Origin of the sequence: Chryseobacterium sp. PvR013, from assembly GCF_017833095.1 — a bacterium.
GTDB classification, from domain to species: domain Bacteria; phylum Bacteroidota; class Bacteroidia; order Flavobacteriales; family Weeksellaceae; genus Chryseobacterium; species Chryseobacterium culicis_A.
In genome coordinates this window covers 469,684-487,450 of sequence record NZ_JAFIBT010000001.1, presented here as the reverse complement: position 1 = coordinate 487,450, position 17,767 = coordinate 469,684, and the positions used below count along the sequence as shown (strand labels likewise).

The 17,767-nt window shown below is 35.5% G+C and carries 19 protein-coding genes; 9 read left to right on the top strand and 10 right to left on the bottom strand.

The window, feature by feature from the left end; all coding sequences use genetic code 11:
• Positions 1–127: 127 nt before the first annotated feature.
• The 3 genes from JOE44_RS02220 (at position 128) to JOE44_RS02210 (ending at position 1,824) form a co-directional block, all read left to right on the top strand.
• The gene (locus JOE44_RS02220) at positions 128–1,276 is read left to right on the top strand and encodes a methionine aminotransferase (RefSeq protein ID WP_209784163.1); all 1,149 of its coding nucleotides are present in this window, start codon (positions 128–130) and stop codon (positions 1,274–1,276) included.
• A 187-nt stretch (positions 1,277–1,463) separates the two neighbouring features.
• Positions 1,464–1,622: a hypothetical protein gene (locus JOE44_RS02215; protein ID WP_209784162.1), complete on the top strand. Its 159-nt coding sequence runs from the start codon at positions 1,464–1,466 to the stop codon at positions 1,620–1,622.
• Between the two features lie 25 nt (positions 1,623–1,647).
• Complete coding sequence (locus JOE44_RS02210) at positions 1,648–1,824, top strand: hypothetical protein (protein ID WP_209784161.1); 177 nt, start codon at positions 1,648–1,650, stop codon at positions 1,822–1,824.
• An 86-nt stretch (positions 1,825–1,910) separates the two neighbouring features.
• Here JOE44_RS02210 and JOE44_RS02205 read toward each other — a convergent pair whose 3' ends face one another.
• Positions 1,911–2,675: an SDR family oxidoreductase gene (locus tag JOE44_RS02205; RefSeq protein WP_209784160.1), complete on the bottom strand. Its 765-nt coding sequence runs from the start codon at positions 2,673–2,675 to the stop codon at positions 1,911–1,913.
• An 89-nt stretch (positions 2,676–2,764) separates the two neighbouring features.
• Entirely contained in the window at positions 2,765–3,703 is a 939-nt protein-coding gene (locus JOE44_RS02200; RefSeq protein WP_105682017.1) for an AraC family transcriptional regulator, read from the bottom strand.
• Positions 3,704–3,985: 282 nt separating this feature from the next.
• On the opposite strand from JOE44_RS02200, the gene JOE44_RS02195 reads away from it, so the two are divergent.
• Genes JOE44_RS02195 through JOE44_RS02185 form a run of 3 tightly spaced genes read left to right on the top strand, consistent with a single transcriptional unit; the run spans position 3,986 to position 4,613 of the window.
• Positions 3,986–4,177, top strand: coding sequence for a hypothetical protein (locus JOE44_RS02195; protein WP_209784159.1), 192 nt, complete (start codon positions 3,986–3,988; stop codon positions 4,175–4,177).
• A gap of 39 nt (positions 4,178–4,216) precedes the next feature.
• A complete protein-coding gene (locus JOE44_RS02190; RefSeq protein WP_209784158.1) occupies positions 4,217–4,399 on the top strand; it encodes a bacteriocin in 183 nt (60 codons plus the stop codon).
• 55 nt (positions 4,400–4,454) lie between these two features.
• Positions 4,455–4,613 (top strand): hypothetical protein, encoded by a 159-nt coding sequence (locus JOE44_RS02185; RefSeq protein WP_165791640.1) that lies wholly within the window; start codon positions 4,455–4,457, stop codon positions 4,611–4,613.
• 446 nt (positions 4,614–5,059) lie between these two features.
• On the opposite strand, the gene ychF is transcribed toward JOE44_RS02185, so the two are convergent.
• The 5 genes from ychF to JOE44_RS02160 form a co-directional block, all read right to left on the bottom strand.
• Positions 5,060–6,151 carry a redox-regulated ATPase YchF gene (gene ychF / locus JOE44_RS02180; RefSeq protein ID WP_105682013.1) on the bottom strand — a complete coding sequence of 364 codons (1,092 nt, stop codon included), beginning with the start codon at positions 6,149–6,151 and terminating at the stop codon, positions 5,060–5,062.
• A gap of 180 nt (positions 6,152–6,331) precedes the next feature.
• On the bottom strand, positions 6,332–6,883 hold the full coding sequence (locus JOE44_RS02175; protein ID WP_209784157.1) for a ferritin: 552 nt from the start codon (positions 6,881–6,883) through the stop codon (positions 6,332–6,334).
• 236 nt (positions 6,884–7,119) lie between these two features.
• Complete coding sequence (locus JOE44_RS02170; RefSeq protein ID WP_209784156.1) at positions 7,120–8,736, bottom strand: family 10 glycosylhydrolase; 1,617 nt, start codon at positions 8,734–8,736, stop codon at positions 7,120–7,122.
• Between the two features lie 132 nt (positions 8,737–8,868).
• Positions 8,869–10,674 carry a translational GTPase TypA gene (gene typA / locus JOE44_RS02165; protein WP_209784155.1) on the bottom strand — a complete coding sequence of 602 codons (1,806 nt, stop codon included), beginning with the start codon at positions 10,672–10,674 and terminating at the stop codon, positions 8,869–8,871.
• Between the two features lie 354 nt (positions 10,675–11,028).
• The gene (locus JOE44_RS02160) at positions 11,029–11,280 is read right to left on the bottom strand and encodes a DUF1294 domain-containing protein (protein ID WP_209784154.1); all 252 of its coding nucleotides are present in this window, start codon (positions 11,278–11,280) and stop codon (positions 11,029–11,031) included.
• A 138-nt stretch (positions 11,281–11,418) separates the two neighbouring features.
• Here JOE44_RS02160 and JOE44_RS02155 point away from each other — a divergent pair, with 138 nt between their 5' ends.
• Positions 11,419–11,775, top strand: a complete 357-nt coding sequence (locus JOE44_RS02155; RefSeq protein WP_209789045.1) for a hypothetical protein — start codon at positions 11,419–11,421, stop codon at positions 11,773–11,775.
• 71 nt (positions 11,776–11,846) lie between these two features.
• On the opposite strand, the gene JOE44_RS02150 is transcribed toward JOE44_RS02155, so the two are convergent.
• Positions 11,847–12,524 (bottom strand): YceI family protein, encoded by a 678-nt coding sequence (locus JOE44_RS02150; protein WP_209784153.1) that lies wholly within the window; start codon positions 12,522–12,524, stop codon positions 11,847–11,849.
• Between the two features lie 111 nt (positions 12,525–12,635).
• Entirely contained in the window at positions 12,636–12,857 is a 222-nt protein-coding gene (locus JOE44_RS02145; RefSeq protein ID WP_209784152.1) for a hypothetical protein, read from the bottom strand.
• Positions 12,858–13,188: 331 nt separating this feature from the next.
• Between JOE44_RS02145 and JOE44_RS02140 the strand changes: the two genes are divergently transcribed.
• A complete protein-coding gene (locus JOE44_RS02140) occupies positions 13,189–15,312 on the top strand; it encodes a Tex family protein (RefSeq protein WP_209784151.1) in 2,124 nt (707 codons plus the stop codon).
• A gap of 52 nt (positions 15,313–15,364) precedes the next feature.
• Positions 15,365–16,015 carry an HAD family hydrolase gene (locus tag JOE44_RS02135; RefSeq protein ID WP_209784150.1) on the top strand — a complete coding sequence of 217 codons (651 nt, stop codon included), beginning with the start codon at positions 15,365–15,367 and terminating at the stop codon, positions 16,013–16,015.
• A 51-nt stretch (positions 16,016–16,066) separates the two neighbouring features.
• On the opposite strand, the gene JOE44_RS02130 is transcribed toward JOE44_RS02135, so the two are convergent.
• Positions 16,067–17,428 carry a LuxR C-terminal-related transcriptional regulator gene (locus tag JOE44_RS02130; RefSeq protein ID WP_209784149.1) on the bottom strand — a complete coding sequence of 454 codons (1,362 nt, stop codon included), beginning with the start codon at positions 17,426–17,428 and terminating at the stop codon, positions 16,067–16,069.
• Between the last annotated feature and the right edge of the window lie 339 nt (positions 17,429–17,767).

Genomic DNA, 17,767 nt, shown 5'->3' with positions numbered 1-17,767 from the left:
AAACCAGGTTGTTTATTCTTAAAAATACTCAGCATAAGAGGTAAACTTGTACTTTATATAATTTTTATCCTGTCAATTTCAAACCGTTGTAAATATTTCAGTAATTTCGGTCAACAAAACTGTTTTTATGATACAACTTCCTTTGTCGAAACTTTCCAATGTAGGAACTACTATTTTCAGTCAAATGACTCAACTTGCCAATGAAAATGAAGCCATCAATCTGTCTCAGGGATTCCCGGATTTTATGCCCGATTCAGAATTGTTAGATCATGTGGACCACTTTATTAAAAAAGGCTTCAACCAATATGCTCCTCTTGGCGGAATGATTGGCCTAAAGGAAGAAATTGCACGAAAAATAGAAAACAGCCATCAGGCCATTTATCATCCGGATTCTGAAATAACAGTTACAGCAGGTGGAACTCAGGCTATTTTCACCGCGATTGCTTCTTTTATTAAAAAAGATGATGAAGTGATTATTTTTGAACCTGCTTATGATTGTTATGAACCTACTGTAGAGCTTTTCGGAGGGATTGTAAAACGTTTTGAAATGAAAGCTCCGGATTATGAAATCGACTGGGCTGCAGTAAAAAATCTTGTCAGCGAAAAAACCAGAATGATTATTCTTAATAATCCCAACAATCCTTCAGGAAAAATACTGAAAGAAAATGACATACAAGAACTTATTGAACTCGTAAAGGGAACTTCCATTCTTATTCTGAGTGATGAAGTGTACGAGAATATTATTTTTGACGGAAAAGAACATTTAAGCATTTGTAAATATCCTGAGTTGAAAGAAAGAAGCCTTCTTGTTGCCTCTTTTGGAAAGCTTTTTCATGTTACAGGTTGGAAAGTGGGTTATTGTGCTGCACCTAAAAGTTTGACAGACGAATTCAGAAAGGTTCATCAGTTCAATGTATTTTGTGTAAACACACCTATTCAGCTTGCACTGGCAGAATACATGAAAAACGATGAACATTACACTTATCTGAATCAATTTTTCCAGGAAAAACGGGACTTTCTGAGAAAAGGTCTTGCAGGCACTTCATTTGAACTATTGGATTGTGAAGGAACTTATTTCCAGGCGGTAAAGTATGATAAAATTTCTGATAAAAATGACTTTGATTTCGCTTCCGAGCTTACCATCCGTCATAAGGTAGCCAGTGTTCCTTTCTCCTCATTTTATAAAAACAAACTGAATGAGAATGTGATCAGGTTATGCTTTGCCAAGAAACAGGAAACCCTGGAAAAAGCACTTGAGAATTTATCAAAGTTGTAATAGGAATCTGTACTTTCAAGAAACGATTTCGAAGAGTAAAAGTATCTGCTCTACCTTTTAATCAGTGAGAATTTTTATTATGATTTGATTATTTTCTGGTACAATTATTTATTTTTGTCATTAATGAGTGATTTATTCAATTTGTTTTCCTATTTTTATAATAATCAATCATTTAAATATCAAAATCATGAAAAAAGTAGTTTTGCTGCAAGGACAAAAATTAAACAAAAAAGAATTAAATATGATCAAAGGAGGTCTGAAGATTTGTATTCTTCCCGGAACTACAGAATGTTCTGAATATGCAAGATATTGCGGAGAACCTCAATGCCAGGTGCCTATCAACTAAAATCAATAACCATTAAAACGATCCCATGAAAATCAAGAATGTAAACAAAGGAAAAAAATTAACCAGAAAAGAACTGCATGCAGTCAATGGAGGTCTTGGCAATGTAAGATGTACCAATTCTTCAGGGTATTGTGTATACATCGGACCTGGATGTATGGAGCAGAAATGCCAGCTTCCGGAACCTCTTGAAGCTGTAGAATAAAATACATTATTCCACATTAAAAATCGGCCGGCTCATTTTGAGCCGGCCGATTTTTAATAATATTGTTTCGTTTGGGTGATAAAACGTTATAAAAACATTCCTCCTGAAACTTCAATTCTTTGTCCATTGATCCATCTTGCATCTTCTGTACACAGGAAGGCTACTACTCCGCCAATATCATCGGGAAGACCAACTCTTCCAAGAGCTGTAGCTCCGGCTACCATACCGTTGATCTCTTCATTATCTCTCACTCTTCCTCCACCGAAATCCGTTTCAATAGCTCCCGGAGCCACCACATTGGCTTTGATTTTCCTTGAACCTAATTCTTTAGCCATGTATTTTGTCAGCATTTCTACTCCTGCTTTAATTGACCCATAAATGGAAGAACCTGGTGTTGCAAATCTGGCCAGTCCTGAAGAGACATTGATAATCCCTCCTCCATCATTCATAAATGGTAATAATTTTTGAGTCAGAAAAAACACCCCTTTAAAGTGAATATCCACTACATCGTCCAGCTGTTCTTCCGTTACTTCCGTAATTGGTGAATATAGGGCCGTTCCTGCATTATTGATAAGAAAATCAATATGAGTACTTCCTGTGTTTTCCTGCAAATGATCTGTTACATTTTTTACAAAGGCATCAAAACTTTTCAGGTCTTTTGTATCCAGCTGAAATGCCACAGCATTCCTTCCCATTGATTTTATCTCATTCACAACAGCTTCTGCTTCTTCTTTGTTGCTTCTGTAAGTAATAATAACGTCTAATCCTTTTTGAGCAATTTTAAGTGCTGAGTTTTTCCCTAATCCACGGCTTCCTCCGGTTACCAGTGCGATATTTGTTTTTGTGTTCATTGTATTTTGATTATTTTGATGATACAAAGTTGGGATATTTTCAGACTGAAGGAGTTGCTTGAATCAATCTGAAATTTGCAAAATTCAAATCAGGAACGAAATTCTAATGGAGTAAAGGTTGTTTTCCTTTTAAAGAAATTAGAAAAATGGGCAATCTCCTCAAATCCCAGCGCGTAAGATATTTCTGAAACATTCCATTTCGTTTGTTTTAAGAGTATTTTGGCTTCCTGAGTAATACGGTCAGAAATAAATTCTGTAGTGGTCTTTCCGGTACTTTCTTTTAATCTTTTATTTAAATAGTTAACATGAACTGCCAGCCTGTCTGCATAATCTTTCGCGGTCTTCAATTGCAGTCTCTGTTCCCAGGATTCAATAGGAAACTGTCTCTCCAACAGCTCTATAAACAAAGAAACCACTCTCATGGAAGCATCGTTTGAAGCCGATATTTTGGACGCCGGCTGTAATTTCTGTCCGTAATGGATCAGCTCCAGAACATAGTTTCTGATCAGATCATATTTAAATACATAATCTGAGTCGATTTCTTTTTTTATCTTTTTAAAAAGACTTTCAATCTCTTCTGCAAGTTCATTATCAATTTCAAAGACAGGAACTCCTCCCGGCTGAAAAATAGGGAGATCTTCGAGATTGTAGTAAGATTTATCTTTAATGAAAAAGTCTTCAGTAAAAACACAGAAACTTCCTGACTGATCAGGGTCTTCGGGTACCCAGTGATATGGAACCTTAGGCGTTGCAAATAGCAGGGCATTCTGTTGTATTGAAATTACTTTATCTGCATATTCTGCTCTGTTCCGTCCCTTAATGAAGCTTATTTTATAGTACTTCCTTCTGTTATAAGGCATTTCAGAAGTAGTTTTTGCCCTTTCTATAGTCTGGGCGATATCAAAAACATTAAAATGACCAATGTCTTTATGAAGACCCTTTGGAAAAATACTTTCAAGATCTTTCCCCAGTTTGGCAGCCATCTCTTTATAAAAATCTTCCAGTGAAGTATGTGCTACTTTTTCCATCGCAGATGATTTGTAAAATTCAAATATACGAACTTATAAAACAGTCTATTTCAAATGGATAACAAATTATCCTCTGAACTCCAAATTCTTATAGGCATTTTCAGTATAAAACACCTTACCCGCACATTAAAAAACTCCGCATATTTATTGATTTAACCTAAAATCAATAACTGACATCAAGATATATCATTTAAAAAATTCTTATTTTTTTTCTAAACACAGTGATATAACTCATTTATTTTACTTACTTTCGTCAAAACTAACCCTTTAAAAATCAAACCAATGAAAAATCAAATCAATCAAATTGGAAAAAAATTAAACAAAAAACAATTAAGAACAATTAAGGGAGGCCTTATCAACTGTATGGAACCAGTTCTATGCCCTAGCCTTCCTTGTGAGCCTTCTTCTGATCCGAATGGATGCACGATCATTTCTCCAAAATGTGCGCAAAAAGAGTGCAGACCTCAATTATAAGACCCAATAATTTCATCAACGAAAAAAACTATGAAAAAAATGGAACTTAACAAAGGCAAAAAACTCAACAAAAAAGAATTAAAGTCTATTCAAGGAGGAATGCTTAACTGTATGGAAGCCATTCCCTGTACAGAGTTTCCTTGCGAAGCCTATCCTCCAGGGGATATTAGAAATTGTACCACAATATCTCCAGGCTGCGCTCAGAAAATTTGCAGACCATAAAAATCTCCTATCTATTGAATTATAATTATATCAACAATCACTAAAACCAAACATTATGAAAAATCAAGATTTAAATCACGGAAAAAAACTTAACAAGAAACAATTAAGAGTCATTACCGGCGGAAAAGAAATGTGTCTGTTACCAGACCTTACTTGTAAGAAATATTCGCTTGCCTGTGCAGAATTACAGTGCCAGCCTGGTATTGAATTGTAATAAACCTAAAAAAAACTAAACCATGAAAACTTTAACGAATGAAAAAACAAATGTTAGAGAATGGTAAAAAACTCAATAAAAAAGAGTTGAAAACTATTCATGGAGGTGTAATGATATGCAGCCATCAGGGCATTTGCGCACAAATTCATCCATCATGTTATGAGCCCAAGTGCCGAACAGGTGAGGCAGAATTAAGATGTACAGATATAGTTGGCAACTGCGTTATGATCTCCCTAAGTTGTATGGAACCAAAATGCCGATTCGAAACAGGTATTCCACTTTAAGGATAAAATAATAGAACTGCTCTCTGATTTCAGGGAGCTGTTTTCTTTAACAGAAGCCTTCGTTTTGAACTTCAGCTAAGAAGTATAAATCCAACTTGCAGCAAAAAGCGCTCCCAAATACATGGAAGCGCTTTTTATTATAACTAACTTTAATACTTTTCTTTATACGTTGAATCTAAAGTGCATGATGTCACCATCCTGTACAATATATTCTTTACCTTCTACAGAAAGCTTTCCTGCTTCTTTTATCTTTACTTCGGAACCGTAAGTGATGTAATCGTTATACTTGATTACTTCCGCACGGATAAATCCTTTCTCGAAGTCTGTGTGGATAACACCTGCAGCCTGTGGAGCTGTCCATCCCTGTCCGATAGTCCAGGCTCTTACTTCTTTCACACCCGCTGTAAAATAGGTCTGAAGTTTTAGAAGGTCATACGCCTTTCTGATCAGACGATTCACACCTGGCTCTGTAAGACCTAGTTCATCAAGGAATATTTCTCTTTCTTCAAAAGTTTCAAGCTCATTGATGTCCGCTTCGATCTGTGCAGCTAGTACTACTACTTCAGCTCCCTCATTCTTAGCCATTTCTTCAATCTTACCAATCCAGTCATTTCCGTTTTTAATAGAATTTTCATCTACATTACAAACGTAAAGTACCGGTTTGTTGGTTAGCAGCTGAACCTCTGCAATAACTGATTTTGTGAAATCATCAGTCGCAAATTCTCTTGCATTTTTACCATCTTCAAGGAATTTTTGTAAATTCTGAAGGGTTTCGTAGGTAAGAATATCTTCTTTCTTCCCTGATTTGATGAATTTCTTAGCCTTCTCAACTGCTTTCCCTACTGTTTCAAGGTCTTTCAACTGAAGCTCGATATCAATAATTTCTTTATCTCTTAATGGATCTACTGAACCTTCTACGTGAACAATATTTCCGTTATCAAAACATCTTAAAACGTGAATGATTGCCTCACACTCACGGATATTTGCTAAGAACTGGTTCCCCAATCCTTCTCCTTTGCTGGCTCCTTTTACAAGACCTGCAATATCAACAATCTCAACTACAGCAGGTAAAACTCTCTCAGGTTTTACGATTTTCTCTAGTTCAAACAATCTTTGATCCGGTACAGAAACTGTTCCTAAGTTAGGTTCAATAGTACAGAAAGGATAGTTTGCTGATTGAGCTTTTGCATTACTCAAACAGTTAAAAAGAGTTGATTTACCTACATTCGGCAGGCCTACGATTCCACATTTCATATTGTAAAATTCAAAGTTTAAGGTTTAGGGGTAATTCAAAGACGCTTCAACTTTAAACATTGAACTCAGAACCTTGAATTACGAGTGTGCAAAGATAGTGATTTTTGAGGGAGTTTCATAATAAAAAAATCTGCCAGTGTTCTGACAGATTTTCAAAAGGTTCAGGATTCACCTGATAATTTATGGATTGTTTCCTGTGGCATTCTGAGCCAGAGGAACATCATTCGGTGCTTCCTGTAAAGTTTTATCTAAAGTAAATAAAGATTCATCCGTAGCTCTGTCTCCACCTGCAATTTTCAATTTGTCAATTAAATTCTGAGCTAATGTTTCCTCTTCAATCTGCTCCTGTACAAACCATTGCATAAAATTCCAGGTTGCCCAGTCTTTTTCTTCCATGGAAAGATCTACAATTTTGTAAATAGCGGTTGTATTATCAACTTCATGTTTAAAAACACCATCAAAACAAGCGGTAAGGCTGTCCGGATCTGCCGGAGGAGCTGGAATTGCTGTTACCTGTGGTTTTCCGCCTCTGTTTAAAATGTATTCCATGAATTTGATTGAGTGATTTCGCTCTTCCTGAGCATGGCGGTAAAGAAAATTGGCAATTCCCTGATAGCCCTTGTCATCAGCCCAGATTCCATACGATAAAAAAACGTGTGATGCATGAATTTCCTTGTTCATCTGGTCACTAAGTGCTTTTTCCATGTTGGTGGAAAGTCTTTTAGTATTCATAATGTTATATTTTGGTGATTATGGAATAAATAATGCAAAAACAGTTCCGATAAGGTGATTACATTATATACAACATGACAACAAACGAAAATAGATATCTGATTTTCAATATTTTAAATTATTAATTTATAGCTATTCTAAAATACAAAACCAGCTCTTTTTCAAGAACTGGTTTTAAAAGTTATCATTGAGATTGCTTCAACTTATGGTTCGCAATGACTCATAATGGATCAGTATTATTTAATTTTTCTGGCGGTATAATCACTTTCATTTCCTAATCTGTCAATCGCTTTAATAGCAACGGCATTCAGTTTTTTACCGTCTTTAGATTTAGGAATGTCTTTTGAAAGGGTATCCAATGTCAAAATTTCTGTCTGCCAGACCCCGTTATATTGCGTAAAAAGTACCCATAGAAAAACGTCTGCTACATTTTTTGTACTCCAGCTTGTCTGTGCAAAGCTTCCGTTATCAGCAATAAACAATGTAGGCGTCTGAAGCGGAATAGCTTTTATCCATGGAGATTTCGGTACTAATGCTTTTTCATTGTATGGTCCGTTTTTCAGAGTTGGAAGCATATTTGGATTTTTAGTAAGCCCGGCAATACTCCAGTGAATTTCTCCGACATCATTTTTCAAAATATTTCTCGAAATTGCAATTTGATTTTTGATTTCCGTAGGGCGGTCAGACACTTTAATCTCAACAGTATTCAATCCCGGCCATAAGTGACGGTTCATCGTATTTTCAGACTGCCACCAGCTCAACAGGGCTTCAAAGCTCTGTCCTTTGGAATCAATAGGCCAGTAAAGCTGTGGTGAAAAGTAATCTACCCAACCTTTATTGAGCCATAATTTAGCATCTGCATACAGCTCGTCATACTGTGAAGACCCTACAATTCCTGCAGGATATCCAGGTTTCCATATTCCGAACGGGCTGATCCCGAATCTTACATTATTTTTTTCTGCGTGAATTTCTTTATAGATACGTTCTACAAATTTATTAACGTTATCTCTTCTCCAATCTGCTCTGGATAATGTACCGCCATTGCTTACATAGGTATTCCAGGTTGCGTTATCGGGGAAATCCGCCCCTTTGTTATAAGTTGCATAAGGATAGAAATAATCGTCAAAATGAACGGCATCAATATCATATCTTTTTACAATATCTTTCACCACATTTGATACGTGCCCCTGTGTTTTGGGATTGGCAGGATCAAACCAGTACATTCCATTCTTTAGTCTTACAACAATATCAGACAATTTATTGGCCATTGACAACTTATTCACAGCACCACCATTAGTATGATGGGCACGATAAGGATTTAGCCAGACATGCAACTCCAATCCTCTTTTATGAGCTTCCTCAATCCAGAACTGAAGCGGATCATAATTGGGTGATGGAGCTGTTCCAGTTTCTCCGGTAAGAAAATAAGACCATGGCTCGATATTACTCGTATAAAGTGCGTCTGCAGAAGGTCTGATCTGGAAAATAGCAGCGTTAAAATTATTATCTTTCAGCATATCAAGCATACTGATTGCTTCGGCCTTCTGTTGGTCCACCGTAAGATCATTTCTTGAAGGCCAGTTGATATTCGCTACACTGGCAATCCATGCTCCGCGGAATTCTCTTTTGATTTCCGGAAGGTTGGTTCTGAAATTTTCTTCCGTTGAAGCTGTCGTTCCTGTAGTAGGTTTTGTAGCTACCGGATTTACTTTTGGCGGGTTTGTATTGTTGGTTGGTTTTGTCGGATTCTTTGTGGAAGGTGTTTTTACAACATTGTTCTGAACAGAACATGAGGTAGTGTAAGATGCAAAAACGCCCAATAAAACGATAAGTTTTAATTTATTCATTCTCATAGTCACAAAACTACTTTAAAATTTATTTTTTATTTCTCAGAGATTATTATGCCAAAATAAGCATTTTAATGGGTTGGCATAGAAAAAAAAGCCTCGAAAATCGAGGCTTTGATTTTATGTATAAGATTTTTATTATGCTTTTGCAGATCTTTCTAATCTTTTTCTTTCTTCTTCAGAAAGGATTTTCTTTCTCATTCTGATGAAGTTTGGAGTTACCTCAATCGCTTCATCACCTTGGATGTATTCCATACATTCTTCCAGAGAGAATAAGATTTTCGGAGCAACACCAGTATCTTTATCTTTTCCTGAAGCTCTCATGTTGTTCAACTGTTTTGCTTCTACGATGTTTACTACCAAATCTCCAGGTTTGTTTTGTTCACCAATGATCATTCCTGTGTAGATTTCCTCACCCGGATCAACGAAGAACTTACCTCTATCCTGCAGTTTTGCAATAGAATATTCTGTAGCAGGACCTGTAGTTTTGCTAATCAAAACACCATTGTTTCTTCCTGGGATAGTACCTTTGAAAGGCTTGTATTCTGTGAAACGGTGTGCCATAATAGCTTCACCAGCAGTAGCTGTCAACATCTGAGAACGTAGTCCAATCAAACCTCTTGAAGGAATTTCGAACTCCATGTGCTGCATTTCACCTTTAGTTTCCATAATATGAAGGTCACCTTTTCTTTGCGTTGCCAAGTCGATAACTCTTGAAGCAAATTCTTCAGGAACATCTACAACCAAAGATTCATAAGGCTCACATTTCTCACCGTCAATTTCTTTGAAGATAACCTGCGGCTGACCAATTGTCATTTCATATCCTTCTCTTCTCATTGTTTCGATCAAAACAGATAAGTGAAGAATACCTCTACCGAATACCAAGAAAGTGTTTGCATCATCAGTCTGCTGAACTCTTAATGCTAAGTTTTTCTCTAATTCTTTTGTTAATCTTTCTTTCAGGTGGTTAGAAGTAACATATTTACCATCTTTACCGAAGAAAGGTGAATTGTTGATAGAGAACGTCATGTTCAAAGTAGGCTCGTCAATTGCAGTTCTTTCCAATGGCTCTGGATTTTCAAGATCTACAAAAGAATCACCAATCTGGAAGGCATCAAAACCTACTACAGCACAGATATCTCCTGCTTTTACTTCAGTTACTTTTTTCTTTCCTAATCCTTCGAAAACGTAAAGTTCTTTTACTTTTCCTTTTACAATTTTACCTTCTGCCTGAGCAAGACCGATCCATTGGGATTCTTTGATCTCACCTCTTGTCACTTTCCCGATTGCAATTCTTCCTAAGAAAGAAGAGAAGTCAAGAGAAGTAATCTGCATCTGAAGATTTCCTTCTGTTATTTTCGGTTCAGGAACATATTGTAAAATACCATCTAATAGTGGTAAGATATCCTCAGTTGGCTCTAATGAAGTGTTGAACCATCCTTGTTTTGAAGATCCATAGAACGTAGGGAAATCCAATTGCTCTTCTGTAGCTTCAAGGTTGAAGAATAAGTCAAATACTTTATCGTGAACTTCGTCAGGACGGCAGTTTGGTTTATCTACTTTATTGATTACCACTAATGGTCTCAATCCTAACTCCAATGCTTTCTGAAGTACGAATCTTGTTTGTGGCATTGGTCCTTCGAACGCATCCACCAACAAAATAACTCCATCAGCCATTTTCAATACTCTTTCTACTTCTCCACCAAAATCGGCGTGACCAGGAGTATCAATTACGTTAATTTTTGTGTCTTTATAAGTAACAGAAATATTCTTGGATAAGATAGTGATCCCTCTTTCTCTTTCAAGATCGTTGTTATCCATAATTAACTCCCCACTCTCCTGATTTTCTCTGAAAATGTTGGTAGCGTGAATGATCTTGTCAACCAAAGTCGTCTTTCCGTGGTCAACGTGTGCGATAATCGCAATATTTCTAATGTTTTGCATAAAAGATTTTTACGGGTGCAAAAGTAGTGATTTTTAATGAAAAAATATTTAGTTATATAAATATTTAATATTTTGTTTAAAATACTTATTTATAAGACAATGAAAAAGTGTGTCCAAAAAACACTCTTTAAGTCATTTATACTTCCCTGATTTCTCACTGCCGGTTCTCCACATATCAGCTCAGATAACCTGCAATTAAAGGGAAACCAGATTTCATTTCCGGAAATTCATCTAAGATTCCTCTTGGAGTTTGCCTACTCATTATCAGCATGATAAAATTATAAATAAAATACATAGCGGCAAATATTTTTCACAATATTTAACATTTAAGGAAATACTGTAACATTTATTGTATCAATGTCTTATCAATCGGTAAAAAAGAACCAGATCAATTAAAACCACAATGAAAAACTTTACAAGAAAAGATTTTTTTGAAACTTTATGATGGAAAATAATCATTCCTGATGCGGCTCCCAGGATGCCAATCAGAGAAAGTCCTAACAGAGTATTTTCGGAAATCCTCCATTGATGTTTTTTGGCTTGCCATTTGTCAAAACCAAAGACACCAAATGTAATCAGGTTTGCGATCAGCAGAAAAGGGATCATTTTCAATTAATTTGCCGCAAAAATAAAATTTAATTTACAGATAGAAAAGCTGCGGGAATTTAAATCCAGGTTCAGAAAAATATTTTTGATGCTATGAGAACAAGATTTTTTACATTTGCTCTTCTTAAAAACAAATCAATGACGGTACAGGATCTTGCAGGAAGCTATTCAATTGAAGGAAGTAATCAGGAAGAATCTTCCAACCCTACTTACCATGGCATATTAACCTTATCCATTGATGAGAACAACCGTATTATTGCTCAATGGATCATTGGTGATCACCAACAGAATGGCACCGGATTTTATAAAGATCATATTTTAGTTATCAACTTTCATTATGAAGGAGATGATCATAAAATCTATAAAGGAGTTGCCGTATACCGCTGTTTAAGCAAAGATGTACTGGATGGCTTTTGGTCTGAGAAGCATGGTAATCCCTTATATCTTGGAAGTGAATTTTGTGTAAGAATTCAGAACTCCATGATTTTGAACTGATTCCATTTGTAATATTAAAAAGAGCTGTCTTCCATGAAGACAGCTCTCGTAGTTATTGAAATTTAAATAACTTATTTTTTAGCTTTTACGTCGATCGCAATCTCAATATCTTTGCTGATCATCCATTCTGCAGGATCTGCTTCAGAAGTACCGAATTTGATTCCCCAATCTGCTCTGTTTACCGTAAATTTAGCCTGAATAGCTGCTGTATTTTCTGCTACATCTACTTTAGCAGGGAAAGTAACATTCATTGTTTTTCCTGATAACGTAAGGTTTCCGCTTACTGTTTTATTAGCTCCTGCTACAGCATCTTTTGGTGCTTCTTTCAAATCTGTAACACTTGTAATTTTGAAATCAGAAGTAGGGTTTTTCGCTACATCAAAGAAATCAGGGTTTTTAAGGTGAGCTTCAAGATCTGCCGGCTTTTTATCTTTTTCTGTTACTGAAGCCGGATCTACTTTGATTGAGTTCATATCAATCACAAAGTTTCCTGCAGAAACCTGACCTGCATCAACACTGATATCTCCTGATTTTACAGTAAGTGTTCCCCAGCGAGGTGCCATTCCTCCTTTGTGGAAAGCTTTCCAGTTTACGATAGAAGTTACAGTATCTACTGCCAATGTTTCTCCTTTGCTCTCTGCTACAGTTTGTTCCTGAGCCGTAGCTGCAGTTTCTGCTGTTTTTCCTTTATCACATGATGCCAAAAGCAATCCTACTCCTACTAATGCAATTACGCTAATTTTTTTCATATTGAACTGTTTTAAAAAAGTTTATTGAAATTTTGTTGTTTTCGGGTACAAAAATAGAAAAACCAGCTTACCTTCATCTTAACATATATCAAGAAATACAAATTCGTATAATTATTTACAGTCATACATCCACTGGCGATAGACATCCCATCTATATTGAGAATCATAACTGCTGAAGAATTCTTTACTCTTCTGAGTCCCATTTCTAGAGCATTCAACGGTATTATCTTTCTGTGGATCTCCTTTAGCCACCCAGCCCGTATCTGAATAATCGGTATAGGTACCATCGTGATCATTTTTTAAGGTCACAGTCCGTTCATACTCCTGTACCATACAGTTACATTTTTTAGGTTCTTCAGAATCAGCATATATACAGGATTTCATAAAAGAACAACAGATGAATAGGATCAATATTTTCCTCATATTTATCATAGCGAGCTACTAGTTTTTGAATTCATATAAATAAGTAAATATTTAAATACAAAATCAGGACAAACACAGATTTAAAAATTAATTATCAATCAATTAAAATACAGTTAAAATCAGACACAAAAAAAAGAGTGGAGAAGAATAATTTAAGATTAAAAAAATAAAGAGATTAATGCATTCCGTATTCGTTATTTCTCATTCCAAAACCCTATTTTAGCTTTCCGAAAACAGAACAATGACGACCGTAGAATTTATACAGAAGCAGCTCAATATTTCTGAAAAGAGCATCAACAATACTTTACAATTATTAGCAGAAGACTGCACTATTCCTTTTATTTCCCGTTATCGAAAAGATAAAACCGGAAACCTTGATGAAATACAAATCGAACAGATTTCAAAAATCAGCAAGCAATTTGAAGAAATCGTCAAGAGAAAAGAATCTATTGTAAAATCTATAGAAGAACAGAATGCTTTGACTCCTGAGCTTCGACAGAGAATAGAGGAAAGTTTTGATATCCAGGAACTTGAAGACCTTTATCTGCCTTTCAAAAAACGCAAGAAAACCAAAGCGGATACAGCCAAGGAAAAAGGACTGGAACCTCTCGCCAAAATCATAATGAGCCAAAAAAACAATGATATCTCTTTTCTGGCTTCAAAATATCTTAACAATGAAGTAGCTTCAGAAGAAGAAGCATTGCAGGGCGCAAGAGACATCATGGCAGAATGGATCAATGAAAACATGTATGTCCGTAAGAATCTCCGCAGACTATTTCAGCGCAAGGCAGTGGTTACCTCTAAGGTTGTAAAAGCTAAAAAAGATGAGGAAGAAGCACAGAAATTCTCCCAATATTTTGAATGGGAAGAAAGCCTTAACAGAACACCGTCTCACAGACTTCTCGCCATGTTAAGAGCAGAAACCGAAGGCTTTGTAAAAACAAATGTAGGAATAGACAAAGAAGAAGCCATTGATTTCATTGAAAAAGCCATTATCAAATCCAATAATGAAAGTTCGGAACAAATTGCACTGGCTATAAAAGATAGTTATAAAAGACTTTTGGAACCAGCAATTTCAAATGAAGCCCTACAGGAAGCCAAAGAAAAAGCAGACAAAAAAGCCATTGAAATTTTTTCTGAAAACTTAAGCCAACTCCTTCTGGCTCCACCTTTGGGAGAGAAAAGAATTCTGGCAATAGACCCCGGATACCGAAGCGGATGTAAAGTTGTATGCCTGGATGAAAAGGGAGATTTATTACACAACGAAACCCTTTACCCTCACGCTCCGCAGAATGAAAGCGGTATGGCTATGAAAAAGATCCGCTCTATGGTCAATGCTTATAATATTGAAGCCATTTCTATAGGTAACGGAACAGCAAGCCGTGAAACAGAGTTCTTCATTAAAAAAATTGCCTTTGATAAACCCCTGCAGGTTTTTGTGGTTTCAGAAGCCGGAGCATCAGTCTATTCTGCAAGTAAAATTGCAAGAGATGAGTTCCCTTCATATGATGTAACGGTGCGTGGAGCAGTTTCTATCGGAAGAAGACTTTCTGACCCACTGGCAGAATTGGTAAAGATTGATGCCAAATCAATTGGTGTTGGGCAATATCAGCATGATGTAGATCAGACCCAGCTGAAAAATGAACTGGATTCTACAGTGATGAAATGTGTAAATTCTGTAGGAATTAATTTAAATACGGCGAGTAAGTCCCTTTTAAGTTATGTTTCGGGAATCGGGGATAAAATGGCGGAAAACATTGTTAATTACCGCACTGAAAACGGTGCATTTGAAGACAGAAAACAGCTTAAAAAAGTACCAAGACTAGGAGAAAAAGCTTTTCAGCAGGCTGCCGCTTTTGTAAGAATTGCGAATGCTAAAAATCCGTTAGACAATTCTGCTGTACATCCTGAAGCGTATGGAATTGTAGAGAAAATGTCAAAAGATTTAGGAATTAAAACCAATGAACTGATTGCTAATAAAGAAAAAATAGCGCTGATAAAACCTGAAAACTACCTCACAGGTGAAATCGGAATCTTAGGAATAAAAGATATTTTAAAAGAACTTGAAAAACCAGGACTGGATCCAAGAAAAGCCGCAAAAGTGTTTGAATTCGATCCCAATGTTAAAAGCATTAAAGATTTAAAAGCAGGCATGATCCTTCCGGGAATTGTCAATAATATTACAGCTTTTGGGTGTTTCGTAGACCTTGGCATCAAAGAAAGCGGACTTGTTCATATTTCCCAGCTGAAAGACGGATTTGTATCCGATGTCAATGAAGTCGTAAAACTTCATCAGCATGTTCGTGTAAAGGTAACAGAAGTAGATGAAGCAAGAAAAAGGGTACAGCTGAGTATGATTTTATAATTTTCAACTGTTTACTTATTTAAATTAAAGCAGAAACCACAAAACAGTCATTTTGAACACAAAAAATTTAATTTTCGACCTCGACGGCACATTATGGGATTCCAGAGCCACCATCATCAAAATATGGAATGAAGTATTGGGTAGAAATCAGTGGCTCAAGCAGGAACTGAAACCCGAAGATATGGATCAGTATATGGGATTATTAGCTCATGACATCATAAAAGATATTCTTCCCGGTATTTCAGATTTGCAAGCCCAGGAACTTCTTTCTGAAATTGTAGCCGAAGAAAATAAAATACTACACCTACAGGGCGGAATTTTATATGATGGTGTTGAAGAAACTTTAAAGAGTTTAGCCAACACCCATTCTCTTTTCATTGTAAGCAACTGCCAGGAGGGTTATATTGAATCATTCTTAGACTACTATCAATTCAATGGTCTGTTCGTTGATTTTGAGTCTCACGGACGAACCCAAAAACCAAAATCTGAAAACATACAGCTTCTGATGGAAAGAAACCAACTGTCCGTTGAAGATTCGGCATACATCGGCGACACCCAAACCGATTATGATTCAGCCAATTCTAATGGATTACCGTTCATTTTCTGTCAATACGGATTTGGAAAGTTAATTGATCCCTTTTATGAACCGGCAATTCTGACCTTTTCACATCTGAGAGATCACATTTCCGGTACTTCAAAATAAAAGGCTTCCTCTGGTGAGGAAACCTTTTATTTTCGCACAATATTTACCAACTCAATAAGCATCCTCAGGCGGTTTTACTGAATTTAAGCTTTGTAAAAAAAAGTAAATATCCACATCAGAGGGAATATCCAATTTTTTCCGTAATCTATTTTTCTTTGTTTGTACTGACCTGTGCTGCATAAACCCATACTGCGCAATTTCTTTAGAAGAAAAACCTAATTGTATCATTGCACAGAAGGAAAGTTCATTAGTGGAGAGCTTTGGATTAATATCAAGAAGCTTTTCTACTAACTCCGGATAAGCGCTTTGATATTCATTAAAAAATAAAGGATCATTTTTCTTGGCTAAAAAGATCAGTCTTTCATCATTAATCGACATTTTTTTTATTAAAAATTCGGTCTCTAATTCTCTAGCCTTTATAATTTTACGTTTTCGGATAATTCTTTTATTATAACTATAATACACGAATATAATAATGGCAATTAATAAAAAAACAAGTCCATTATAAATAATAGCGGAACTTCGTCGCTCACTATCTACTTTCTCCTTTTCCTGAGTCATTTTATCAATAGAAGTATTGATTGACTTATCCCATGCACGGCCCAGGCTATCATTTAATTTACTATATTTCTCCAGATACTCCCTCTCTTTTGAACCATCATTTAATTTTTTATAAGTATCGACAATAACTTGGTACACCCTCGGGATTTGATAAATTCTTCGAGTCTTTTTAAGAATTTCTACTGACTTCATATAGTAATCCAATGCTGAAGTATAATTCTTCTTTGCAAATAAAAAATCCCCATAATAAAGATAAGTGATTGCCCTTTGAGAATCCCAGTAATCTCTTTTTCCTAAAAGAGCAAAAGCTCTGTTAAAATAAACCTTTGATGAATCTTCATTTTTACCATAAAGCAAATAGTGATTAGCTATTGTGGAAGTAATAACCGGCGTAGGTTTTACATCTAAAGCCTTATGTAAATAAATTAGTGAAGAATCAATTGAGCCGGTTTCCCTTAAAAAATCAGCTCTGTTGGCATACACCAAAGATAAAATTTCCTGATTGCGTTTATCTTCTATGAGTTTTCCGTAGTAAATTGATTTTGAATTATACTTAAGCGCTTTTTTATAAAGACCTATTACATAATTAGCCTGACCATATTCCTGATATAATTTAGTATACAGATAGTAATCTTCTCCCCCTTCAAGATTATCTTCAGCAATCTGAAGATACTGGAATGCATTATCATACATTCCAACTGTTGCATAAATATTACCTAAATTAATATAAGAAAGAACTTCACCTCTCTTATAATCCTGCTTTTTACTAATATCACAAAATTTCTTATTAAGATCAATCAGTTCTTTCCTTCTGCCACTTATCCTCAAATCCTCATTAACCTTTAGCAGCATACTATCAATATATTGAGGAGTATACGTCTGAGAATATAGTAAATCAGAAAATAACAGACAGATTAGGGTGCTAATCAATATTTTCGAAAATTGATTAAGCTTAGGCATTCGCATAGTAAATTCAATAATAATTAATTTCAAAAAGATAAAAAAGATGTTAATCCCTCATATATAAAATAGTACTTAACAGGATCTTTATAACACTTTTTTTCAAACCCATCACACACTGCAATTTGTTTGCCATAAAATTAAAAAAAATAAAAATATTTACAATATTTTTACTAATTTTAGTTAAAATTGGTAAAAATATAAACATTATTATCACTATGCATTGATTAA